The organism is Erwinia sp. V71 (assembly GCF_965644245.1).
Lineage (GTDB): Bacteria > Pseudomonadota > Gammaproteobacteria > Enterobacterales > Enterobacteriaceae > Erwinia.
In genome coordinates this window covers 1-22904 of sequence record NZ_CBFFRK010000072.1, presented here as the reverse complement: position 1 = coordinate 22904, position 22904 = coordinate 1, and the positions used below count along the sequence as shown (strand labels likewise).

The 22904-nt window shown below is 57.4% G+C and carries 19 protein-coding genes; 6 read left to right on the top strand and 13 right to left on the bottom strand.

Translation table 11 applies throughout. From position 1 onward, the window contains the following. Positions 1-221: hypothetical protein (locus tag ACSZO1_RS14800; RefSeq protein WP_437613847.1), on the top strand; the 221-nt coding region annotated here is incomplete at its 5' end. A 131-nt stretch (positions 222-352) separates the two neighbouring features. Continuing rightward, the gene (locus ACSZO1_RS14795; RefSeq protein WP_437613845.1) at positions 353-1657 is read left to right on the top strand and encodes an MFS transporter; all 1305 of its coding nucleotides are present in this window, start codon (positions 353-355) and stop codon (positions 1655-1657) included. Here the strand turns inward: ACSZO1_RS14795 and ACSZO1_RS14790 are convergent, their stop codons facing one another. From ACSZO1_RS14790 to trxC, 5 genes are all read right to left on the bottom strand, one after another. Further along, positions 1658-1978 carry a YfiM family lipoprotein gene (locus ACSZO1_RS14790; RefSeq protein WP_437613843.1) on the bottom strand — a complete coding sequence of 107 codons (321 nt, stop codon included), beginning with the start codon at positions 1976-1978 and terminating at the stop codon, positions 1658-1660. A 50-nt stretch (positions 1979-2028) separates the two neighbouring features. Continuing rightward, the gene (pssA, locus tag ACSZO1_RS14785) at positions 2029-3384 is read right to left on the bottom strand and encodes a CDP-diacylglycerol--serine O-phosphatidyltransferase (protein ID WP_437613841.1); all 1356 of its coding nucleotides are present in this window, start codon (positions 3382-3384) and stop codon (positions 2029-2031) included. A 118-nt stretch (positions 3385-3502) separates the two neighbouring features. Then, complete coding sequence (locus tag ACSZO1_RS14780) at positions 3503-6148, bottom strand: bifunctional acetate--CoA ligase family protein/GNAT family N-acetyltransferase (RefSeq protein ID WP_437613839.1); 2646 nt, start codon at positions 6146-6148, stop codon at positions 3503-3505. 35 nt (positions 6149-6183) lie between these two features. Then, a complete protein-coding gene (locus tag ACSZO1_RS14775; RefSeq protein ID WP_437613849.1) occupies positions 6184-6885 on the bottom strand; it encodes a tRNA-uridine aminocarboxypropyltransferase in 702 nt (233 codons plus the stop codon). A 180-nt stretch (positions 6886-7065) separates the two neighbouring features. After that, positions 7066-7485: a thioredoxin TrxC gene (gene trxC / locus ACSZO1_RS14770; protein ID WP_437613837.1), complete on the bottom strand. Its 420-nt coding sequence runs from the start codon at positions 7483-7485 to the stop codon at positions 7066-7068. Positions 7486-7692: 207 nt separating this feature from the next. Between trxC and ACSZO1_RS14765 the strand changes: the two genes are divergently transcribed. Continuing rightward, positions 7693-8721, top strand: a complete 1029-nt coding sequence (locus ACSZO1_RS14765; protein ID WP_437613835.1) for a tRNA/rRNA methyltransferase — start codon at positions 7693-7695, stop codon at positions 8719-8721. A gap of 117 nt (positions 8722-8838) precedes the next feature. Here the strand turns inward: ACSZO1_RS14765 and ACSZO1_RS14760 are convergent, their stop codons facing one another. The 3 genes from ACSZO1_RS14760 to ACSZO1_RS14750 form a co-directional block, all read right to left on the bottom strand. Then, positions 8839-9855 carry a hypothetical protein gene (locus tag ACSZO1_RS14760; RefSeq protein ID WP_437613834.1) on the bottom strand — a complete coding sequence of 339 codons (1017 nt, stop codon included), beginning with the start codon at positions 9853-9855 and terminating at the stop codon, positions 8839-8841. Positions 9856-9895: 40 nt separating this feature from the next. After that, positions 9896-12880 carry a hypothetical protein gene (locus tag ACSZO1_RS14755; protein ID WP_437613832.1) on the bottom strand — a complete coding sequence of 995 codons (2985 nt, stop codon included), beginning with the start codon at positions 12878-12880 and terminating at the stop codon, positions 9896-9898. A gap of 67 nt (positions 12881-12947) precedes the next feature. Next, positions 12948-13214 carry a hypothetical protein gene (locus ACSZO1_RS14750; protein WP_437613830.1) on the bottom strand — a complete coding sequence of 89 codons (267 nt, stop codon included), beginning with the start codon at positions 13212-13214 and terminating at the stop codon, positions 12948-12950. A gap of 198 nt (positions 13215-13412) precedes the next feature. On the opposite strand from ACSZO1_RS14750, the gene ACSZO1_RS14745 reads away from it, so the two are divergent. Continuing rightward, positions 13413-13784: an Arm DNA-binding domain-containing protein gene (locus ACSZO1_RS14745; RefSeq protein ID WP_437613828.1), complete on the top strand. Its 372-nt coding sequence runs from the start codon at positions 13413-13415 to the stop codon at positions 13782-13784. A gap of 66 nt (positions 13785-13850) precedes the next feature. Further along, entirely contained in the window at positions 13851-15563 is a 1713-nt protein-coding gene (locus tag ACSZO1_RS14740) for a DUF3363 domain-containing protein (protein ID WP_437613826.1), read from the top strand. A gap of 114 nt (positions 15564-15677) precedes the next feature. Here ACSZO1_RS14740 and ACSZO1_RS14735 read toward each other — a convergent pair whose 3' ends face one another. Continuing rightward, on the bottom strand, positions 15678-16604 hold the full coding sequence (locus ACSZO1_RS14735; protein WP_437613824.1) for a LysR family transcriptional regulator: 927 nt from the start codon (positions 16602-16604) through the stop codon (positions 15678-15680). A gap of 99 nt (positions 16605-16703) precedes the next feature. Here ACSZO1_RS14735 and ACSZO1_RS14730 point away from each other — a divergent pair, with 99 nt between their 5' ends. After that, positions 16704-17288 (top strand): MFS transporter, encoded by a 585-nt coding sequence (locus ACSZO1_RS14730; protein ID WP_437613822.1) that lies wholly within the window; start codon positions 16704-16706, stop codon positions 17286-17288. A 337-nt stretch (positions 17289-17625) separates the two neighbouring features. Here ACSZO1_RS14730 and emrB read toward each other — a convergent pair whose 3' ends face one another. The 4 genes from emrB to ACSZO1_RS14710 form a co-directional block, all read right to left on the bottom strand. Further along, positions 17626-19161: a multidrug efflux MFS transporter permease subunit EmrB gene (gene emrB / locus ACSZO1_RS14725; RefSeq protein ID WP_437613820.1), complete on the bottom strand. Its 1536-nt coding sequence runs from the start codon at positions 19159-19161 to the stop codon at positions 17626-17628. Positions 19162-19193: 32 nt separating this feature from the next. Then, complete coding sequence (gene emrA, locus ACSZO1_RS14720) at positions 19194-20366, bottom strand: multidrug efflux MFS transporter periplasmic adaptor subunit EmrA (RefSeq protein ID WP_437613818.1); 1173 nt, start codon at positions 20364-20366, stop codon at positions 19194-19196. A gap of 152 nt (positions 20367-20518) precedes the next feature. Further along, on the bottom strand, positions 20519-21049 hold the full coding sequence (gene mprA, locus ACSZO1_RS14715) for a transcriptional repressor MprA (protein WP_437613816.1): 531 nt from the start codon (positions 21047-21049) through the stop codon (positions 20519-20521). 304 nt (positions 21050-21353) lie between these two features. After that, complete coding sequence (locus ACSZO1_RS14710) at positions 21354-22538, bottom strand: MFS transporter (RefSeq protein WP_437613814.1); 1185 nt, start codon at positions 22536-22538, stop codon at positions 21354-21356. Positions 22539-22904 lie beyond the last annotated feature (366 nt).

Here is a 22904-nt window from a genome sequence, read left to right as displayed (position 1 = left end):
TCCCTGCCGGTCAGGGGAAGCCGTCTATTGTGATGCAGATCCTCAGCCCTTCCCCGCAAAGCAGAAAGCAACAAAGGCCTCATGGTATTAAAATTGCCTTACCAGCACAAAAAAGACCACTTCAGGCTGAATTAACACCATCACTTATACCGCAACCATCCTGTTTTTCTTATATTTTCTGTCGTTATTGCGGTCTTTTTCCATACAATTATGTCGTCTGAAAATGCCCTTACTTTTTGATCTCATTAATAAAATTACTTACAAAAGGTCAAAAATTTGCTTTAAGAATCGATTGGATGTTATTACTGATTTCTTTGGCGCTGTGCTTACAGCAAGGAGAAGAGGACATTCAATGGCCGATTTGATCAATCAACAACAAGAACAACACAGCGAAGCAGCGCTGGACACTAAAAAGCGCATCTGGGCTATCGTCGGCGCGTCATCGGGCAACCTTGTGGAATGGTTTGATTTTTATGTCTATTCCTTCTGCTCAATCTATTTTGCTCATATCTTCTTCCCGACAGGGAACACCACGACTCAGCTGGTACAGACTGCCGGGGTATTTGCCGCTGGCTTCCTGATGCGACCGATTGGCGGCTGGTTATTTGGCTATATTGGCGATAAACATGGCCGCAAAACCTCAATGCTGATTTCCGTCTGCATGATGTGTTTTGGTTCTATGGTGATTGCCTGCCTGCCGGGCTATGCCACTATTGGCATCTGGGCACCTGTGCTATTACTGCTGGCGCGTTTGTTCCAGGGGCTGTCAGTGGGTGGTGAATATGGCACCAGCGCAACCTATATGAGTGAGGTGGCGGTGGAAGGCCGTAAAGGCTTCTATGCTTCATTCCAGTATGTGACGCTGATTGGCGGTCAGTTGCTGGCATTGCTGACGGTCGTTATCCTGCAGCAGATTCTCACCGATGAAGAACTGCACGCCTGGGGCTGGCGCATTCCTTTTGCGCTGGGCGCGGTACTGGCGGTCGTGGCGTTATATCTGCGCCGTTCACTGGATGAAACCACCGATGATAAAACCCGTTCCCATCGCGATGCTGGCAGCCTGCGTGGTCTGTGGAAACACCGTAAAGCCTTTATTATGGTGCTGGGTTTTACCGCCGGCGGCTCGCTGAGCTTCTACACCTTCACCACTTATATGCAGAAATACCTGGTGAATACGTCCGGGATGGATGCACGTACCGCCAGTGCGATTATGACCGGTGCACTGTTTGTCTTTATGCTGGTGCAGCCGTTTATTGGCGCGTTGTCCGATAAAATTGGCCGTCGCAGTTCGATGCTGATCTTTGGCGGGCTGGCGACTCTGCTGACAGTGCCGATCCTGACGCTGCTGCAGAACGTGAGCAGTTCATGGCTGGCGTTTGCGCTGGTAATGTGTGCCCTGTTAATCACCAGTTTCTACACCTCGATTAGCGGTATTCTGAAAGCGGAGATGTTCCCACCGGAAGTGCGCGCACTGGGTGTTGGCCTCTCTTATGCGGTGGCCAATGCGATTTTTGGTGGTTCTGCGGAGTATGTGGCGCTGTCACTGAAAGCGGCCGGTAGCGAAACCAGTTTCTTCTGGTATGTGTCGGCGATGGGCGCGGTGGCGTTTGCCGTCTCCCTGCTACTGCATCGTAAAGGGAAGGGTCTCAGGCTCTGACTACTGTCCGATATTCCATAATGCATAGCCGGTGGCAGCACCGGCTACATCCCAGGTAAAATCTTTCCAGCTCCAGCCGCTACCTGCTGCGCGGCTGTCATACAGCTCTTTCGCGGCACCGAGACTGATCGCGAACATCAGACCAAAACTGTTGCTGCGCGTATCGCTCCAGTGTTGTTTGCGTCCATACTCGTTACCTGCTGCTGATAGCATCGCGGAAGCGATAAAATGCTGTGCTTTATCCTGACCGGTCCAGTCATCCTGCGCTATATGACTGCAGCCCGAACAGAAGATCACGCCTAAAAGCAGGTATTTCATCATCGCTTATCCCATAAAAAAGCCCCGCTAAACGCGAGGCTGAACAGAGAGAATCACAGGATACGGCTAATCAGCCTGTCAATGCGGATACGGCGTAAGCGGCGAATCAGCTTACGGACTTTCACCGGGTAATCGGCGATGCTGTCCAGTTCACGGAAGTGCTGTACGACGGTGGTGTGGGCGCGGATGAGTTCCAGCTCCCGCTCACGCTGTTCCGTCAGCTGCTGCAATGGATCGTGAATCAGTACACCATTTTCCAGATCCAGCCGCCAGGCGCGCGGATTCAGGTTATTACCGGTGATCAGCATCCACTCATCATCGACCCAAATCCCTTTCAGGTGATAGCTGTTGTCGCGATCCTTCCACAGTCTCACGGTCAGCTGGCCGCTGCTGACATAGTATTGCAAACGGCTAAGGAAGCGGCGCAGGTTGATCTCATACAGATAAGGCAGGGCACCGATAATCTTAAACGGCTGATCTTCCGGGATATAGAAGTCGTTGGCCGTCTTATCACCAATAATAATTTCCACCTCTTTGCCCTGGCGCAGCAGATAAATAATATTGCGCACCAGCAGTGCAGGCAGGTTGAAGTACGGCGTGCACAGCGTCAGCTTACGCTCGGCGCTCGGCATCAGATGGTGGATGGTTTTATTCAGCAGGCTGCGGCGGCCAAGACCGACCAGCGGTGTGACGGCCAGTTGTTCATTACCGGCATCGCCGCTGAACTGATAGTCAAACCCTCGCAGCTCCTGGCGGAACTGGCGGGTTTCATTCTTAATTTCCGGGCTTTTTGGCCGTTCGTGGCGATCCAGGCGGTTAACTGCTTCTGCGGTTTTCAGATGGTTATCAATCCACGCCTGCATGGTGTTCGCCAGCGTTGCATTACGAATCAGCTGGTAACGGTCATAACGGTATTTATCGTGCTGGTGCAGGTAGACATCATTAAGGCTGGCGCCGCTGTAGAGCACGGTATCATCGAAGATAAAGCCTTTCAGATGCAGTACACCCAGTGCTTCACGGGTATTGACCGGGATACCATATACCGGAATGGAAACATCAGGATTCTGTTCCGCCATGGCGCAATACCAGTCGGCGTTGGTCGCCGCTGCGGCTGCGCCAATACGGCCACGCTGGGCGCGATGCCAGTCGACCAGCACGTTAATTTCCAGCTCTGGGCGCGCACGTTTCGCGGCATACAGGGCTGAAAGAATAGCGCGGCCGCCATCATCATTTTCCAGATAGAGTGCCACAATTGAGATGCACTGGGTCGCACTGGCGATTTTTTCCAGTAAGGTTTGGCGAAAATCAGCCGGAGCAAACAGCGTTGTCACATCAGCAACTGACTGAGACAGCTTTGGCAGTTGTGCAAGGTGTTGTTGGTGCTTATTGCGCTTAAATTTGGACAACATCACAGTGCGCTTCTTCTCTGTTTCATTGAATGGCCTTTTGCCATTAAATCATGACTGTAACCAACAATATTAACATCAACTGAGACAGAAGGCGTTAATTTTACCTTTCCCGACATGTTTAGCGCAGGGGTAAAACTAAACTGACAATGCCATCTTCCAGCTGAATATCGACGGTAAAGCCCAGCTTGCGTGCGAGGGTAATCATGCCGCGATTGCCAGGCATGGTGATACCGTTCAGTTGCTGCAGGCCATGATCGCGGGTATAGACGATCATTTTTTCCAGCAGGCGGCGGCCCAGCCCGAGCCCTTTCAGATCGGAACGCACCAGCACCGAGAACTCGGCATCGATATTGTCGGCATCGGAAATCGCCCGTGTGACGCCAATGATCTCTTCTTCCCCCTGTTGCTGGCGCACCGCGACAATCGCCATTTCGCGGTCGTAGTCGATCTGCGTCATATTGGCGAGATCGTCATGGGTGAATTCATTGATTTCACTGAAGTAACGATAGTAAAGATCTTCTTTGGTCACCTGCGCGATAAAGCGTTGCAGCAGAGGTTCATCCTCCGGCAGGATTGGCCGGAACAGGCAGCGCTGACCATCCTTCAGTTCAACCTGCTCTTCCAGCGTATGGGGATAAGGGCGGATCGCCAGCCGTGCTTCGGCATCACCGCTAAATGGCGTCAGCTCCATAGTAACGTCCAGCAGGGTAAATTCATCTCCTGCCGCCAGCAGCGGATGGATATCCAGCCGCCCGATATCCGGGCAGTCAACAATCAGGTTCGATACCTGCACCAGCAACTGGCTGAGACCGGCGATATCCAGCGGGCGCAAAGCGCTGCGGCCACGGATTTTTCCGCTTTTTATCGCCTGAATAACCAGATAGCGCGCCAGTGTCATATTTAATGGCGGCAGTGCCACGACAGCCTGACGGTCGGCATGCCACTCGATGCCGCCTTCGCCGAGCATAATGATTGGGCCGAACAGCGGGTCCTGTTCCACCACAATGCGCAGCTCCTGCGCGCCAGCACGATTGGCCATACTTTGCACCAGCAGACCGTGGATGTTCGCCTGCGGCCAGGCCAGTTTCACGCGGTCAATAATCGCATTTGCCGCCTGCTGGACTTCGCTTGCCGTGCGCAGATACAGCATCACCCCCTGGACTTCGGATTTATGCGGGATGTCCGGCGAGCGCAGTTTCAGCGCTACCGGATAGCCAATCTGTTCGGCAATATGCACGGCTTCTACGCTGTCACTGGCAATCCAGGTCGGCAGGGTGTTGAGACCGTAAGCCTGCAAAATCGCCTGTACTTCATGGGTATCGAGCGTGACCGGGCCGTGGCTTAATGCCTGCTGGATCAGCTGGTGCGCATGGGCGGTATCCTGTTGCAGGCTGGCGGGCAACGCCGGGGTTTCGCGCAACTGCTTCTGGTTACGCCGGTACTCCACCATATGCATAAAGGCGGTGATGGTGCCTTCCGGTGTGCGGTAGGTCGGGATACCTGCATCGCTAAAGGCGCGTCGCGCGTCCAGTGATGAATGTTCGCCACACCAGTTGGTCAGGATCGTTACATTGTGCCCGCGCGGGTGCTGGTTAATGGTATCAATCAGCCGTTGTGCCGTAATGGTGGCGGGTGCGACGGCGCTGGGGGCATGGACAATCATCAGCGCATCAGCATCATGGCTGTCCAGCAGCAGGCGTACGGCATTGAGATAGTGTTCCGGGCTGGCGTCATCTTTCAGATCAAGCGGATTGCCCGGGGTGACGTTAACCGGCAATGCCTCGCGCAGCGCGGCGAGGGTGCTGTCACTGAGTGTGGCCAGTTTGCCGTTACGCGCAACCAGCGTATCCAGCGCCAGCGCGGCAGGGGCGGCCCCGTTGCTGATAATCATCAGCCGTTCACCGCGCAGCGGGCGCATATGGCTGAGGGTCTCCACGGCGGAAAACAGCTCATGGGTATCCTGTACCCGCAGCAAACCGGCGCGCTGGATCGCGGCATCCCAGGCGGCATCGAGGCCGGGGTGGCTGTTGAGCAGGTTCTGCGCCTGCAGGCTGCGTCCGCTTTTAATCACCACGATGGGTTTATTGCGTGAGGCGCTGCGGGCGGCGGAGACAAAGCGGCGGGCGTCACTCAGACGTTCCAGATACAGCAGGATAGCGCTGGTTTTGCCGTCACGCGCCAGAAAATCGAGCAGGTCATCCGCATCAATATCGAGGCTGTCACCGAGGGCAATAAACCATGAGAAACCCAGCTGACGTTGTTGCGCCCAGTCGAGAATGGTGTTCGATACCGCTGCCGACTGTGAGATAAACGCCAGTTTGCCCTTTTCAATCGGGACTGGAGAGAAGCTGGCATTCAGCCCCTGCCACGGCGCGAGCAGGCCGAGGCTGTTGGGGCCCAGCAGGCGAATCTGCCACTGACTGGCGCAGGTTTTCAGTGCTTCCAGCTGGTTTTCCGGGGCGGAGAGAATGATGCAGGCTTTGCAGCCGCGTTCCCCCAGCTGCTGCAGCAGGCTGAGGTTACGACTGGCGTTCGTGCAGATAACCGCCAGGTCTGGTGCCAGCGGCAGGCTGGCGATATCGGGCCAGGCCAGTACGCCACAGACCGCTTTATATTTTGGCGTGACCGGCAGTATCGGACCCGGGAAGTTACCATCCAGCAGATTGCGCATCATCAGATAACCGGCGCGTTGCGGTTTTACCGATGCGCCGATGACCGCAATTGACTTAGGGCGTAACAGTGCTTCCAGGCCACGTTGACTCATTTTCCTGCTCCAGAAGAAAAGTGATTAGCCTGATTTTAAACGCTTTCCACCGTTTGTGTCGTGAGGTGGATTGGATGATGCGGTTTTCCTGCCAGATAACGCTGGCGGAACAGGCTGAAATGTTGCCCCAACGCCTGAGCTGCGGCATGGTCGCCCGCCTGTGCCAGCAGCTCGGCGGCGACTTCCGCAGTACAGTGCTGTCCGGCGCCATGTGCTTCACGCAGGGTGTAATTTGACGCGGTGGTCAGCGTCAGTGACATCACCGGCAGAGCATCGAGCCACGGGCTTTTGCGGAACATTTTGCGTGCTTCGGTCCAGGTGCCGTCGAGCATAATAAACAGCGGCGGTTTCCCGCTTTGCGGCGGTGTGTTGAGTACCGGACGGCCCGGATCGGCATAGGATTGCGGGAAGACCACCATTGGCTGCACATCCGGGTTCTGCACCGCCGCCAGCAGCGCGGGATCGGGTTCTGTCCGTGACCAGCCATACGCCTGGGTATCAGGCAGAATATCGGCAATCAGGCGGCCAGTGTTGCTGGGTTTCATCGGTTCGGTATCAAACATCACCAGCAGGAAACGGCTGCGTGCGTTTTGCGGTGCGAGGGTGGCGCACAGGCAGAGTTTTTGCGGCAGCAGGCAGCGCTGGCAACGAAGAGTGCGATTACCACGGGCGAGGAACGGACGCGTGGCATGGGCAAGGCGCTCGGCGCGCAGACGAAGTACGGCGTTGTCGGTCATAACAGGCGAGTAAAAGGAAAACGCCATTTTAGCGGAAATTGTTGCGGAAGTCGTCTGCCTGATCGAGATACCCGGGACGACCATCCCGCGGTCCTGTGCGGGCAAGCCGCTCCGGAGCCATCGGGATGTTTTCCCTGATATCAGGCAATTTTGCGTGCCTGTGAGAGGTGGTCAGTATGACTACAGCGACTCATCCAGCCATTCTGAGAACGGCGCTTTAGGCATTGCACCGCTCAGCAGGTCGACCATCTGGCCCTGTTTAAACAGCATAATGGTTGGAATACTGCGGATGCGGAAGCGGGCGCTGAGTTCCGGTTCTGCTTCAGTATTCACCTTAATAAAGCGGATCTGACCATTGCGTTCTTCCGCCACATCTTTATAAATCGGCGCGAAGTTGACGCAGGGACCGCACCAGGGAGCCCAGAAGTCGACCACGACGGGCAGCTCATCCTGCAGATATTTATCAAAAGTCTCTGCTGTGGCATTGATCACTTCGCCATCAAACAGCGCACTGCCGCAACGACCGCATTTTGCATTGTCAGCAATACGATCTTCCGGAACGCGATTCGTCGCCTGACAGGATGCACAAATCGTATTCATTGTTCACCTCGGAACCTGAGTTATTGGTGAGCGTTCACTTACCGCCCGGCACATTTTTCAGAGAATGATTATCAGTCGGAGTTTTCAGATCAACAATGTGGAATACCCAATGGATATAATAGTTAATAGCTTTTAGTGGAAGTTGATAGCTTAGCGTGATGACATCAGGTAATCTGCGCGCTTCGCGCTCAGCCAGGTGGAGGAAAAATGAACGACGAATTTAAAGGTAAAAGCGGCAAAGTCAAAGTGATGTATGTCCGCGGTGATGACGAGAAGAGTGATAAGCGTGCGGGCAACCCACGTACCGGCAAAGGTGGCCGTCCGGCTCCTCGTCAGGATGGCAATCGTCGTCCTTCACGAAATGCTGATGATAAGCCACGCGGCGGGCGCGACAGCAGTTCGCCATGGCGTACGGTTTCCCGTGCCCCGGCAGCAACCGAAGAGAATAAACCTGATCACGGCGGGATCAGCGGCAAAAGTTATATCGACCCAGAGCAGCTGCGTCGTCAGCGTATGGAAGAGACGCGTGTGTATGGCGAGAATGCCTGCCAGGCTCTGTTCCAGAGCCGTCCTGAATGTATTGTACGCGCCTGGTTTGTGCAGGAAGTGACGCCACGTTTCCGCGAAGCGCTGCGCTGGATGGCAGCGAACCGCAAAGCCTATCATGTGGTGGATGAAGCTGAGCTGGCAAAAGCCTCTGGTACTGAGCATCATGGCGGCGTGTGTTTCCTGATCAAAAAACGTTCCGGCATGCCGGTCGACAGCTGGCTGGCGCAGGCGGCTGAGCAGGATTGCATCCTGGCGCTGGAAGATGTGGGTAACCCGCACAACCTCGGCGCAATTATGCGCAGCTGTGCGCACTTTGGCGTGAAAGGCTTGCTGGTGGATGATGCTTCATTGCTGGAGTCCGGTGCAGCGGTGCGTACCGCAGAAGGCGGTGCAGAGCATGTGCAGGCCATCAGTGGCGAAAGCTTTGCCGCTGGCCTGGATGCGTTCCGCAAAGCGGGTTATACCATTGTCACCACTTCCAGCCATAAAGGTACTCCACTGACCAAAGTGAAGCTGCCGGCTAAAACCGTGCTGGTGCTGGGTCAGGAACGAGATGGTCTGTCAGACAGCACCTGGCAGCAGGGCGATCTGAGCGTCTCGATTGGCGGCACCGGTAAGGTGGAAAGCCTCAACGTTTCCGTCGCAACCGGTGTGTTGCTGGCGGAATGGTGGCGTCAGAACAGCTAAGCTGAATCTGAGCCAGCAGGCGAGGCTGACTGCAGCCGACCCTGACCGCAATGCCAGTCACTGTAAGGTGACTGGCATTGTTTTTTTCGGGCTGTCGGCTTGTTCGGGTGATGCCTGTCAGATGCCAATCAGGTACAACGACTGCATGTCGTCACCCATAACCGCCGACTCCGCACTATGCAGAAACAGAAACCAGGCGCGTGAGATATCTTCCGTGGCGCGCTTCGGATGCTGTTCGATAAAGCGCTCACACAGCAAAGCAAACAGCATCTCCACATCACTCATCACCAGACGGGTAACCAGCAGGTCACTGTTAAACAACTGCCGGAAAAATGCCGCATAGCGATGCTTATCGAGCTGTGAGGTGTCATTCTCCAGCAGGAATGCCTCGCTGTCCGTCGCCTGATAGAAATCCCGCTCTTCCTGTGTCCAGCTGGCGCTTTCCCCGGCGATGACTGACTGCATCCGCAGTTGCAGGCGTGCCAGAAACGCGGGACCAGAAAATTCCGCCAGTGCCCAGGGGGTGGAAAGCCGCAGTTTTGCCCAGGCGACAAAGCCGTGTGCGGTGCGCGGATGTGCGTTAATCCCGGCCAGGCGCGGTGGCGCGTCTGGCTTCTGCGGCGGCTCTGGCGCGAGCAGCAACAGATCTTCCTGCTGCTCCGGACTGAGCTGCCATGCGGGCATCTGTTGCTCAACGGGGCGTCCTCTGCCGGCGGAGAGCAGTAAGCGTACCGGCCACTGATGATGCTGAGGAATAAATGTCAGTTCCTGTGACGACGTCATCGGGCGCAGCAGTGTGATATTTTCGGCTCGCCGGGGTGTGCGCCAGTAACTGAGCTGCGGCTGGCAAATCTGTTGCCACTGTTGGGCGCGCTGCTGCATTTCGCTCGCCAGCCACAGTCTGTCCGGTAGCGCGAGCAAACGGTCCAGCAGCCGTGCCTCCTGCGGCAGTGAACCTGCCAGCAGATGCAACTGATTCAGCGCTGGCTGCCAGCTGTGCCGCATGCGTGTGAAGGCACTGTCGTCGGCAATGCATTGCAGAGGCTGCATAAACAGATCGGCGGTGGCGTGAAGTTGCAGGTTGTAATGGCTGAAGAAATAATTTTGTGCGAAATGCTGACGATGCAAATGCAATATGGCGTCACTGGCCGGAAAGCGGTTGCCCCGCTGGGCGTTAACCAGTTGCAGCGCCGTGCTGGCTGTGATGCAGTAGCTGGTGCAGCCAGCGCTGCAGTTCTTCAGACAATGCGCGGAGGTCGTGCTGTTGCTTAAGCATGTCCAGCATAGTTTTCAGCAACTGCTGTTGCTGCGCCAGTTTTTTCAGTGTGCTATCACATGCTTCAGTCTGGTAAAAGTCGGTGGCACGCCAGTCAGTGCGCAGCCACAGCAGTTCATCCTCTGTCAGAAGAGGCCCGGTGATTTGCGCCCGTTGCCAGACTTCATTGAAAAAGTTTCGCCCGTCTGCCCGCAGATGAATATTGATATTGTGCCACTCATCCTGAGCTTCACTGCTCTGCGGGTAACGAAAAGGCAGTGGCACGATTAGCGCACTGGCGGTCGTGATCGCTGTCAGGCGGTTACGCTGGGCGGTCTGCAACTCACGGCTGACAAACTGCAGCTCCTTTGCCGTCAGCAGCGACCAGCCTGCGGGCAGTGTGGTGGTGAGTTGCAGTGTTCCCGCCGTATCCAGCAACCGGTAATGGGTCTGTGACGCATGTTCGTCGTGGAACGTAAATACCATACAGCCATCGCTGCGCTGCAGAACATGGGCGTCGGGTCTGATGCTGGCAGGGTTGCCGGATTCTGTTCTCCATTGCAGATAATGTTCAGGTGATAGCAGGCCCTGGCGGATTAACTCGTCTGCCTGTGGGGCGGAAACCAGTTGCCAGCTTGTGGCCGGAATAAACTGCCAGTGATGCTGACCGGGGATGCCGAATGGCCGCGTTTCCAGAGTGAAGCCCTGATCTGCCATGCTCCTGCCATCAGATGGGGAAAAATGGAGACGGTAACTCTGCGTCGACAATGTTTCCAGCGTCACTGGCAACGCGCTGTCGGAGCCTGACGGGGAGAAAAAGTAATGGTGCATGCCCGCCTCGCGGGTAAACCAGACGTCGGAGAGTGTCGCATGCTGAATAGCCCCAGCCGGCAGTGGTGAAGCTCCCGCCAGCGCACCATGCAGGTGCCAGGCCATTGGTAGCGCGTCAGCAAAGAATTGCTCATTGCTGAGCGTACCGAGCAGCAGCGCCTGCAGTTCTCCTTTTAATCCGTCTGCGCGTGCCAGCATCGGCCAGATTTCTGCCGCCGCGTTGTCATCCGCCAGCTTGTACAGCGTATCGCGGCTTTCCGGCGTGCTGGCATAGAGTGTCCGGCTGTTGCCTTTCTTCCAGCCCAGATAGCAGAGCTGGCTGAACGGGTCCCACCAGAAGCCGGTGAAACCGTTGGTGTTCAGGCTGGTGATCGCGGTTGCACCATACAGCGGTGTGGTTTCGGTCAGCTGACTGACGAGATCAGGCAGGACCGTGGTTGCCCCCATGATACGCCGAATGGACTGGCTAAACGGGTTAACGATCCCCTCTGCGTCAGCCCGGCTAGGTTCATGCTGAAGATGGCTCTGTTCCACGATACTGGCCATGCGCTGTGCCTGACCAAAGATAAAGCGATAGTCCTGCTGACCGCCGCGGTCAAAGAAAAACAGATGACGGACCAGCCACTCCATCAGCGACAGTTTTTGCCGCTCAAAATGTATTTCGCCATCGGCGCCGGTTAACCGGGCCAGCAGGCTGGCCAGTTCAGCCTCCATCAGGGTATGCAGGATATCGACCGGGTCGCTGATGGGGGGGGCGCCGTCCTGCGAAGGGCTGGCGAGGTTCAGGCTGACGGCTGGCATCATCAGCCAGCGAGGATTACCGGGCGCTGTGCGGCCAAAGCAGAGTGCCTGAAGCTGATGCTCGTCGGCATTAGCGGCCAGCTGGCGGAATATCAGCGGCATATAAAGCGGTTCGGCTACCGGCAGAAATAATTTTGGCTGGTTTTCGGCGGCAAACGCGAAACCGATGATTTTACTCTCAGCATGGGTTGCATCGTTCGCCGGATACCAGATGGCATCCAGTTTGCCCTGCTGCTGCCATTGTGACAGGCGCAGTTTATCGCTGACTGACAGCTGCTGCAGGGCAATGTGCAGCAGATCGCGTTGCTTCAACAGAGCACTGGCCGCCAGCGAACGCAACTGATCCTGCTGTTCTGCGTTCATCGCCGAATACACCAGATCGTGCAGCTGGAGCGAGAGCAACTGACTGGCTTCGGCGCAGTGGTAAAGACGCTGCTGTATTTCCGCTGCCGTGCGCAAATTGAGGACAATGAAATCCAGCGCGTCCTGCGCTTCATTGCGCGGGGGCGCTGCCGGTGTGTTGCCGGATAATAACGCCAGCTGCTGAATACCGGTTTCGCGCAGAGAGAGCAGCCCGGCATCATGCTGCGCGGCCCAGCTGAGCGCCAGCAGATCTTCTGCTGTTGCTGTTTTCAGGCGTAATTGCTGCGCGATAATCGCCCCCAGATTCAGCCACTGTGCGGCAAGGTTGTGCAGCGGCGTTGCCGCCAGCAGCGGGTCTGGCAGCGGCAGGAAACGGGCAAAAGAGAGCAAATGGCGCACGGCTGCCAGCGTATAGCGCTGCAGCGCCGGAGGCAGCAGTGGGCTGGCATCGTTGAACGTGGTGATAAATGCATGCTGGATCTCGCTGGCCTGCTGCCCGATAAAACCGTTTTGCCGCAGTGTGGACAGCGATAACGCTGGCCGGGTGAGCGTCTTTTGCAGATGATGCCGGATAAAGCGATACAACGGCACGGTGTCCGGGCGGGTCATGTGCAGCATATCGCTTAACAGCTGCAGCAGGGAGTAGTGGTCCGGAAATGTTGCCTGGGGCAGATGGCGGCGTAAGATCGCTAACTGGTAATCAATGATATTTCCCTGCGGATCAATCAGGGTATTAATCAGCGCGATGGCATCGCCCTGTCGGACACTGCTGCTGGTGGCACAGCCGTCGGGGAAATGGCCCTGCCAGCGTTGATGAAATGGCAGTGCGTTGTCGCGCAGGAATGACTGCAGCACCCAGCTAAGGAAGGTGCGATTAATTCGATGGGAACCATTTTTTCGTCCTGTCATCGTATGGTAAATGAACAAAGAACCGCCCAAAACACTGAAAACGATAGATGAACGGCAATCATTGTAGTCATGAACAGAACTTTGAATGATTAAATCGCACCTTCCTTAACAACAGTGGCGGCAGGCTGGTGAGCAATGCCGCCGATGTGGTTGCCCCTGCAATTTGCTGAATCAGCTGATTAATCAGATCCATGCCTGTTGTGATGCCGCTCTGCCAGAGAATGTCCTTGCCCTGGTTGCTGCAAATCAGCACTGCTGCCAGCAGCTTACTCAGATCGGCCGGAATAACCTGCAGCAGACTGGTCGCGATTGCCGCATGGCTGAGGGTATGCAATTGCGCGTGCAGGGCATTTTTTATTTCACGATAACTCCAGCACCGAAATTCGCTGGACTGCGCTCAGACCCGATACGGCAGGTTTATCAATAACTTAGCCGTGTCCATCATATGCCGGTGCTTTCTGAAACCTGACCCGGCTTCCCTCCTCTCGGCCCCCATGTGGCTCTTGGAAACGGGTCTTTCCGAGGAGTCATCATGGCTAAGATCAAGCTCACCAAAACCGCCGTGGATGCGGCGCAACCCCAGGCGCAGGCCGTTGAACTGCGGGATACCGTGGTACCCGGCTTCCTGTGCAAGATCACTCCGGCGGGCCGCAAGGTGTTCATGCTCCAGTACCGGACGAACACCGGAGAGCGCCGCAAGCCCGCCCTAGGCTTGTTCGGCGAACTGACCGTGGAGCAGGCCCGCGTGATGGCGCAGGACTGGCTGGCCGAGGTTCGCCGGGGCGGCGACCCCGGCGGGGCCAAGGCCGAGGCGCGCAAAGCACCGACGGTCGAAGCGTTGTGCAAGAAGTTCATGGAGGACTACTCCAAGAAACGCAACAAGCCGAGCACGCAGGAAGGCTAGCGCCCCGGCTCGCGGCTCGGGCGCGGCCACACGGCGGCGCGCTTTGCTGGGGCGAAGCTAACGCCTATGTCGCGGCGCGTGACCATCAAGACCTTGCTGGTCAACCAGCGCAACGCCAGCCCGCAGTCGCTCGCCAAGCACCTGCGCTACATCGAGCGCGACGAAGCCGACCTTGATGCCTTCAAGAAGCGGGCCGCCGCCGACCGACACCATTTCCGCTTCATCGTCTCCCCGGAGGACGGGGCCGAGCTGGACGACCTGCGCACCTACACCCGCCACCTGATGAACCGCATGGAGGCCGACCTGGGGACGCGGCTGGATTGGGTGGCGGTCGATCACTGGAACACCGACAACCCGCACACCCACCTGATCGTGCGTGGCCGCGACGACAACGGCAAAGACCTCATCATCGCGGGCGACTACATTGCCCACGGGTTCCGCCATCGCGCTTCCGAGCTGGCGACGGAATGGCTGGGGCCGCGCACCGAGCTGGAGATCCAGAAGACCTTGCAGCGCGAGGTGGAGCAAGAGCGGTGGACGAGCCTCGACCGCACGCTACAACGCGAGGCCGGCGAGGATGGCCGGGTGCGGATCGAACGCTTCAACGAACCCCGGCTGCAACGCCAGCGCCTGCTGCTGATCGGCTGCCTGCAACGCTTGCAGCGCCTGGGCCTGGCCGACGAGACGCAGCCCGGCACCTGGGCCGTCCATGCGGACGCGGAGAAAACCTTGCGCGCCTTGGGCGAGCGTGGCGACATCATCCGTACCATGCAGCGGGCCATGAGCGGTCAGCCGCGCGACCTGGTGGTGTTCGAGCCAGGCCAGGATGCAGATGGAAGCGGCCGCACCATCGTTGGCCGCGTGGCCGCGAAGGGACTGGCCGACGAACTGCACGACCGCGGCTATCTGGTCATCGATGGCATGGACGGCAAGGCCCACTACGTCGCGCTCAATGCCCGCGACGAGTTGGCGAACTATCCGACCGGCGCCGTGGTGGAGGTGAAGGGATCAGCCGACGTGTGCGCAGCCGACAAGAATATCGCCGCGCTGGCGAGCGATGGTCTGTATCGCACCGAACACCACCTCGCCATCGCGCAAGGTCAGGTCGTGCCTGGCCGCGATCCGCAGGAAGTCGTCGCGGTCCATGTCCGCCGGCTCGAAGCCATGCGCCGAGCGGGCATCGTGGAGTGCGTGGCCGAAGGGCTGTGGAAGGTGCCGGACGACCTGGCCGAGCGTGGCCGCCAGTACGACGCGCAGCGGCTGGGCGGCGTGGCGGTGGAGCTGAAATCGCACCTGCCGATCGAGCGGCAGGCGCGGGTGATCGGTGCGACCTGGCTGGATCAGCAGTTGATCGGCGGCGGCAAGGGGCTGGGCGACCTGGGCTTTGGTGGCGAGGTCAAGAACACCCTGCAACAGCGCGCCGACTTCCTCGCCGAGCAAGGGCTGGCCGAGCGGCGGGGACAGCGTGTGATCCTCGCCCGGAACCTGCTGGGCACGCTGCGCAATCGAGAACTGACGCAAGCCGCCAAGGACATTGCCGCCGACACCGGACTGGAGCATCAGCCCGTCGCCGACGGTCAGCGCGTGGCCGGCATCTACCGGCGTAGCGTCATGCTCGCCAGTGGGCGGTACGCGATGCTGGACGACGACATGGGGTTCAGTCTGGTGCCGTGGCGGCCAGTGATCGAACAACGGCTGGGGCAGCAGATCGCCGCGACAGTGCGCGGCGGCGGTGTGTCATGGGAGATTGGGCGATCCAGAGGGCCGTCAGTTGGCTGACCTCGGGTTCAGCCACGGCCCCGCACCAAGCTCCGCCGCGATCCAGTCGGCGAACGCCAATGTCTTGGCTTGAACCAACCGCGCGGGTGAGTGGTCATGCGGTATGGGCCACTACTACTGTCGCAAGACTTGCCAAGGCGCTTTCGGCACAAACCGCTTTGCCAGCAAATCTACGACATGGCGCACCTTGGCCGATAGGAGCTGGTTCTTCTGCCAAACCCCATGGATCGGGAAGCCTTGGGTACTTACCTCGGGCAAAACCCGTATCAACCGTGCTGCGGACAAATGTTCGGCTACCAGCCAATCCGACAGCAGCGCGATCCCATGCCCCGCCAGGGCGGCGTCCAGGATAGCTTCGCTATGGTTCAGGCCCAGCCGACCACGGACGGCAAGCGGCTGACTACGGCCGTGGCGATCCAGAAAGTGCCAAGGCCGCGTCTGACCGCCGCTGCCAAAGGTAATGCAGGCATGGGTGTGCAGATCGTCGGGGGTTCGCGGCAAACCATGTCGGGCCAGATAGTCGGGATGAGCCACCAGCACGGCCTGCTTCACCCCCAGCGGCTTGGCGATCAGCGTGGCGCTGTCTTGCAGTGGCCCGATACGGATCACCAAGTCAATGCCATCCTCGACCAGATCGACTCGGCGATCGCTCAGAGTGACATCCAGTTCGAGTGCAGGATGTGCTGCGGCGATTTCCAGCAGCGCAGGCAGTACCCAGCGCCGACCAAAAACCACGGGCAAATCGACACGTAAGCGTCCAGCCAGTTCCTGTTGTCGTGTCGTCACCTGCGTCTGCACGTTCTCTAACTCGGCCATTGCCCGCGCACAGCCACCGCTGAATTGGCGGCCCTCATCGGTCAAGCTCAGGCGCCGTGTCGTGCGCTGGAACAATCGCACCTCCAAGTCGGCTTCCAGGCGGGCGATGCTTTTGGCGACGCCCGATTTGCTCATGTCCAGCCGTTCGGCCGCCAGCGTGAAGCTACCGGCCTGTATGACTTGCATGAAGACGCTAATGCCGCGGAAAGGATCTGGCGTTTTCATAGAGTACTAATTGACGAATTATACTCAACTCTATTGCGATCAATAGAGTATATATCCGATTCTGATTCGCCAATAGTATGTCGCTTGGAGTGGCCTGTCATGACCACTGAGATTCAAGCGAGCGTCCAAATGCCTCTATTGGCTTCCTCGATATCGTCCCGCCTGAACGGCGCAGTGTGGCTTTTGGCCCTTTGCGCCGGCTTGGGTGTGGCGAATGTCTATTACCTTCAACCCGGCTTGTCGCTGGTGCAGACTGAATTCGGAGCCAGCCCCGAGCAGATCGGCTGGGTGCCCACGCTGACGCAGATTGGCTACGCGATGGGCATGTTGCTGCTGGCTCCACTCGGTGATGTGCTACCGCGTCGCCGGCTGATTCTCGCCAAGGCGGTGCTGCTGGTGATCGCGCTGGTGGCCGCCGGTTGCTCTCCCGGACTCGGATGGCTGGTCATTGCCAGTATCGCCGTGGGCTTGCTCGGCAGCGTCGGGCAGGATTTCGTGCCTATCGCGGCGCAATTGGCCTCGGATGAACAAAGAGGCCATGCCATCGGCAGTGTGACGACCGGACTGCTCAGTGGCATCCTGCTGTCGCGCGCGCTGGGCGGCTGGGTTGCCGAATCCCTCGGATGGCGTGCCATGCAGTTCGTCGCGGCAGGGCTGATATTGGGCGTGATGATGATCGTCTAGCGCACCGTGCCAGACATGCCGCCCATGAGCCGCAGCCGCTATCGTGCCCTGATTGCCAGTTTATGGATGTACTGGTGGCAATACCGTGCTCTGCGGCTGGCGGTCGTCTCGCAAGCGCTGTTGGCTTCCACACTGGGCGCATTCTGGTCAACGCTTGCCTTGGTGTTGGCAGCGCCACCATTTCACTTGGGCGCTGGCGTTGCCGGTAGCTTCGGGATCGCTGGTATCAGTGTAGTGACGCCTGGCCGCTGCACCTGCCTTCAGGGGATAAAAAAAGCGGCAAACATTGCCGCTTATTCATCAGAATTGGTCGCTATGCTTATGCCATCGCGGGCAATCAGTGTGCACCGCCGCCGCCACTGCCGGAACCAAACGGCGGACGGGCAAACCACACCAGCACCGTCAGCAGCACAAACACCCCGGCCGACATCCAGAAGATCTCATTGGCGGAGATAATCAGCCCCTGGTCGGTGATCTGCTGAGCGATATACGCCGACGCCTGTTTCTCGGTCATCCCGAGTTGCTCCAGTTTGCTGTACATCTCCTGGGAATTGATATTGTACGGCGTTATCGACTCACTGAAGGTGCTGTGATGCATCGACTCGCGATTGACCCACATGGTGGTGGTAATCGAGGTGCCGATCGAACCGGCCAGCGTACGGGTAAAGTTCGACAGACTCGACGCTGCTGCCAGTCGCTCAGGTGGCAAGCCAGACAGGGTAATGGTGGTCAGCGGCATAAAGAAGCAGGCCACGGCAAAGCCCTGAATAAACTGCGGCCACGCCGATGCAGCGAAATCCATTCCCGGTTCGAAGGTATACGCACGCCAATAGAAGCACACTGCATACATCACAAAGCTGAAGGTCACCAGACGACGCATGTCGAGTTTATGGGCGAAGCGGCCAATAATCGGCGACAGGATCACCGGCAGGATCCCCACCGGCGCTGACGCCAGACCGGCCCAGGTGGCGGTGTAGCCATACACCTCCTGCAACAGCTGCGGCAGCAATACGATGGAGCCGAAGTAGAGCATATAGGCCAGGCTGATCGACAGGCAGCCAATGGTAAAGTTGCGTGACTTAAACAGCGACAGATCGACGATCGGATGATCGTCCGTCAGCTCCCATACCAGCAGTGTCACCAGCGACACCACCGCGACCACCGTCAGGACAATAATCTCGGTGGAGTTAAACCAGTCGAGTTCTTTACCCTGATCCAGCATGATCTGCAGGCTGCCGACGCCAACCACCAGTAACACCAGACCGACCATATCAATCGGCCGGATTTCGGTTTTGGTTTCACGGCCGCGCAGCGTCTGCAACGTCAGCATCATCACCACCGCACCAATCGGCACGTTGATAAAGAAGATCCAGCCCCAGTGATAGTTATCGCTGATCCAGCCGCCCAGGATCGGGCCGAGAATCGGCGCGACAATGATGGTCATCGCCCACAGTGACAGCGCGATGCTGCGCTTCGCGGGTGGATAGTTACTCAGCAGCAAGCTCTGTGACAGTGGGATCAGAGGACCGGCGACCACGCCCTGAATCACGCGGAAAAAGATCAGCATGCTGAGGCTGTCCGCCATGCCGCACAGCCATGACGCGATGACAAAAGCGATGGTCGACCACAGGAACAGTTTCACCTCACCGACACGCTTCGCCAGCCAGCCGGTGATTGGAATGGAGATCGCATTCGCCACACCAAACGAGGTGACCACCCAGGTGCCCTGGGTGGTGGATGCGCCGAGGTTACCGGCAATGGTCGGGATCGCCACGTTGGCAATGGTGGAGTCCAGCACCTGCATAAACGTCGCCAGTGACAAGGCGATGGTCATCAGAACCAGCTGGGCGCCTTCAAGCGGCTTTTGCGCCATAACAGCCTCCCGTGTCGTTAACGTGTAGCGAATTAGCTCGCATTGGCGCGAATAATGTCGTTAATCAGCTGATTAACCGGCGCTAAATCCAGCGCCAGCGCATTACTCTCATACGCCGGAGACTGACGCACGCTGTCTGCCAGCACTTTGCCCTCTTTATTCTGGGTATCGACTTTCACCAGTGTGGAGAGGCCAATACGCAGCGGATATTTTTCCAGCTGCTCAGGGTCCAGTTCGATACGCACAGGCAGACGCTGTACCACTTTGATCCAGTTGCCCGTAGCGTTCTGCGCAGGCAGCAGCGAGAAGGCGCTGCCGGTGCCCATATCCAGGCCGACTACTTTGCCGTGATACTCCACGCTCTCACCGTAGATATCGCTGATCACCGTCGCTGACTGACCGATACGCACGTCGGCAAGCTGGGTTTCCTTGAAGTTAGCGTCCACCCACAGGTTTTTCGCTGGCACGACCGCCAGCAGCGGCGTGGAGGAGGTAATCTGCGAACCGACCTGCACACTGCGGCGTGAGACAAAGCCATCAATCGGGCTGACCACTTCGGTACGCTGCAATGCCAGCCAGGCGTCACGCAGCGCCGCGGCGCTCTGTTTGACGGCAGGCTGATTTTCCAGTGAGGTGTTGAGGATCATGGCCTGATTGGCGTTGTACTGCTGAACGGCAACATCCAGCTGCGCTTTCGCCGTGGCGACGGCATCACGCGCGTGCTGCAGATCTTCGCGACCAATTAAATTGGCACTGCCCAGCGGTTCACGGCGTTTCAGATCCGCTTCGGCCTGCGCCAGTGCAGTTTTCTGCAACTCGATCGTCGCCTGATACTGTTTGCCATTGATGATCAGCTGGTGGGTTTCACGCACGCTGGTCGCCAGCGCGGTCTGCGCTTTCTCAAACGCCTGTTCGGCATCGGCTTTATCCAGTGTTACCAGTACATCGCCCTGTTTGACATAGTCAGTGTTGTCAAACCACACCTTATTGACGCTGCCCGATACCTGCGCCATCACCTGTACCTGGTTACCGGCGACATAAGCATCGTCGGTCTCCTGATAGTGACGCAATACCAGGAACCAGTACGCCGAATAAGCAATACCAATCACGATAAACACGATCGCCAAAAAAATTAGCGCATTTTTGCGCTTTTTCTTTTTGTCCTTTGGCAACTGCGGCGCCTGCATCTCCGCATTTTCACTCATGGTGTTCTCCACGTTTTTCACGTATTACGGGGTTACGCACGTCCGTGCACGCAAGCTCCCGAGCCTAAAATGCCAGCGTGATAAGCGCTGGCATGAATAATGGAGGGGTAAAATAGCGGTTTCTGAGCGTTATTGTGTCGCAGTTATTGCTATTAGCGGGTAAGGGCGGGTGCCAGTTGCTCTTCATCCATTTGATCGAGACGGCTCAGCAGTTTACGGGTAATGCCTTCCAGCTGAGATTTTTCGCTGCTGCTTAGTGAGGACCACAGGTTCTGCAGGCTCTGATGCTGTGGTGGCAGCAACTGGCGCAGGAACTGGTTGCCTTTTTCGGTCATGGTCAGATACAGGCAGCGACGGTCATTGTCGCTCTCACGACGCTCGATCCAGCCACGTTTTTCCAGTTCATCGGCAATACGGGTGGCATTGGTGCGTGATGATCCCAGTGCGGCACTCAGCTCTGATGGCTGGATGCTCTGGTTCTCCTGGGCGTCGAGAGTAATCAGCGCCATAAACAGAGTTTCGTTAATCCCCTGAGCTTTCAGCATTTTATTGCGGTTTTCCAGCAGTTTGCTTTGCATGTGCATACACAAACGGGTCAGCATAATTTCCTGCAGCGGAAAATCTTTCTGACGATTGGCGCGAAAATTTAGCATCTGTTCAATAGGGGCAAACGAACTTTCCATATTGGGAGAACCTCATTAGTTGCAACTGGTATAGTAACGATGGTAACATCATTAAGTGTAGCCGCAGTAAACGCGGCGAATGATTGCCAACTCACAAATCACCATCAATGTTTTTCCAGGTCACTCCCTAACCCGGTTGGGCGCTGAATCGCGCGCGGCATCCATTGCTGCTGGTTGAAACAAAACTTATTAGTTGCGCACGAAAAAATAACTTGGCTGAATAAGTAACGCTAAACAATACCAGAGTGTGCGCAAGCTTAATACCCCGAACTTATTGAAAATCCCTCAATTTACTATTTGCAGGCTAATTACTGCTTTCTTCGTGACGGAAGCCCCGCCACCAGCTCAACAGGTTAAGCAGCGTTAATACCACACCCGCCATACAGACACCGTACCAGCCTGCGTGATGAAAGGCGCTGGCTGAGATCAACGAACCGGCAGCCCCGCCAATAAAGTAGCTGGTCATATAGCCGGAAGTGAGACGGTTGCGCGCCTCCGGCATCCGGCGGTAAATCACGCTCTGGTTAGTGATATGGACGCCCTGAACTGTCAGGTCGAGCAAAATAATGCCGGCGATCAGGGCAATAAGTGAGTGAGCACCAACTGCGGTAAAGCCCCAGGAAATCAGCATCAACAGCAGGCCGCAAGTGGTGGTCAGCCGCGCTTTACCTTTGTCCGCCAGGCTGCCTGCCTGACGTGCCGCCAGCGCCCCGGCTGCGCCCGCCAGCCCCAGAAGACCGATTTCCCCCTCGGAATAACCATACGGCGGGGAGGCGAGCAGAAAGGCCATTGAGGTCCACAGTACACTAAAGTTGGCGAAGGAGAGGCAGCCAATAATGGCGCGGGTGCGGATCACGCGGTTTTGCGCATATAACTGAAAAATGGAGGCCAGCAGTTGCGGATAATTCAGGGCTACCGACTGGCGGTAGCGCGGCAGCCAGCGCCACAGCGCCAGTGACATCAGTACCATCAGCACGCTGGCTACCCAGTAGACGGTACGCCAGCCGCCGAGCTGCGCCAGGCCACCGGCAACGGTACGTGCCAGCAGAATCCCCAGCAGCAGGCCGCTCATCACCGTGCCGACCACTTTGCCGCGCTTTTCCGGGGCGGCGAGGGTCGCGGCCAGTGGCACCAGAATCTGCGCTACTACTGAGAACAACCCGGTTAACACCGTGCCCAGCAGCATCATCGCCAGGCTGCTGGAGAGCGCAGTGATCACCATACCGCCCGCGGCCAGCAGGCTCATCACCACAATCAGCGCACGACGTTCCAGCATATCGCCCAGCGGCACCAGCAGCAGCAAACCCGCGGCATAACCCAGCTGAGCGGTAGTGACGATAAAACCGGCCTGATTCACGGAGAGGTCAAAGTGGCGGGCAATGGTCTCCAGCAATGGCTGGGCGTAGTAGTTACAGGCAACGGCGAGACCGGTCGCCAGCGACATCAGTGCCACCAGTGGGGTACTGAGCCCCTGTGAGGCAGATTTCATAAGCGGTTAACAACATTGATAAGAGAATAGGCTAATAATAACCTAAAAAACTATTTCATTGTCGTTACAATTAACAGGACAAACCAGTCGGGGGGATTGGGGGCTGGCAGGCAGTATGCCGGGAGGCTGAAAGATTATCGTGTTGGGGGCAGGCAGGTCGCAAGAATTTAGGTGTAGCACCGACGGCCCCTTCCCCCGCAGCGCGGGGGAAGGCTGGGATGGGGGAACAAACGGCTCAGTACTCCGTCACTCGCTCCCCCGCTCCCCCGCCCTGATCCTCCCCCATGTTATTGTACGGTCCGGGGACACAGTGAACACTTGTTCGGGGACATGGTAGACACTTACAACTAAGGCATAAGAACCCGT

What these genes read in the sequence shown, in the direction of transcription:
- ACSZO1_RS14740 (WP_437613826.1), top strand. Translation starts at nt 13,851, where the DNA reads ATGTCGCGGCGCGTGACCATCAAGACCTTGCTGGTCAACCAGCGCAAC.
- trxC (WP_437613837.1), bottom strand. Translation starts at nt 7,485, where the DNA reads ATGAATACGATTTGTGCATCCTGTCAGGCGACGAATCGCGTTCCGGAA.
- ACSZO1_RS14745 (WP_437613828.1), top strand. Translation starts at nt 13,413, where the DNA reads ATGGCTAAGATCAAGCTCACCAAAACCGCCGTGGATGCGGCGCAACCC.
- emrA (WP_437613818.1), bottom strand. Translation starts at nt 20,366, where the DNA reads ATGAGTGAAAATGCGGAGATGCAGGCGCCGCAGTTGCCAAAGGACAAA.
- pssA (WP_437613841.1), bottom strand. Translation starts at nt 3,384, where the DNA reads ATGTTGTCCAAATTTAAGCGCAATAAGCACCAACAACACCTTGCACAA.
- emrB (WP_437613820.1), bottom strand. Translation starts at nt 19,161, where the DNA reads ATGGCGCAAAAGCCGCTTGAAGGCGCCCAGCTGGTTCTGATGACCATC.
- ACSZO1_RS14735 (WP_437613824.1), bottom strand. Translation starts at nt 16,604, where the DNA reads ATGAAAACGCCAGATCCTTTCCGCGGCATTAGCGTCTTCATGCAAGTC.
- ACSZO1_RS14790 (WP_437613843.1), bottom strand. Translation starts at nt 1,978, where the DNA reads ATGATGAAATACCTGCTTTTAGGCGTGATCTTCTGTTCGGGCTGCAGT.
- ACSZO1_RS14710 (WP_437613814.1), bottom strand. Translation starts at nt 22,538, where the DNA reads ATGAAATCTGCCTCACAGGGGCTCAGTACCCCACTGGTGGCACTGATG.
- mprA (WP_437613816.1), bottom strand. Translation starts at nt 21,049, where the DNA reads ATGGAAAGTTCGTTTGCCCCTATTGAACAGATGCTAAATTTTCGCGCC.
- ACSZO1_RS14765 (WP_437613835.1), top strand. Translation starts at nt 7,693, where the DNA reads ATGAACGACGAATTTAAAGGTAAAAGCGGCAAAGTCAAAGTGATGTAT.
- ACSZO1_RS14795 (WP_437613845.1), top strand. Translation starts at nt 353, where the DNA reads ATGGCCGATTTGATCAATCAACAACAAGAACAACACAGCGAAGCAGCG.
- ACSZO1_RS14780 (WP_437613839.1), bottom strand. Translation starts at nt 6,148, where the DNA reads ATGAGTCAACGTGGCCTGGAAGCACTGTTACGCCCTAAGTCAATTGCG.
- ACSZO1_RS14775 (WP_437613849.1), bottom strand. Translation starts at nt 6,885, where the DNA reads ATGACCGACAACGCCGTACTTCGTCTGCGCGCCGAGCGCCTTGCCCAT.
- ACSZO1_RS14755 (WP_437613832.1), bottom strand. Translation starts at nt 12,880, where the DNA reads ATGACAGGACGAAAAAATGGTTCCCATCGAATTAATCGCACCTTCCTT.
- ACSZO1_RS14730 (WP_437613822.1), top strand. Translation starts at nt 16,704, where the DNA reads ATGACCACTGAGATTCAAGCGAGCGTCCAAATGCCTCTATTGGCTTCC.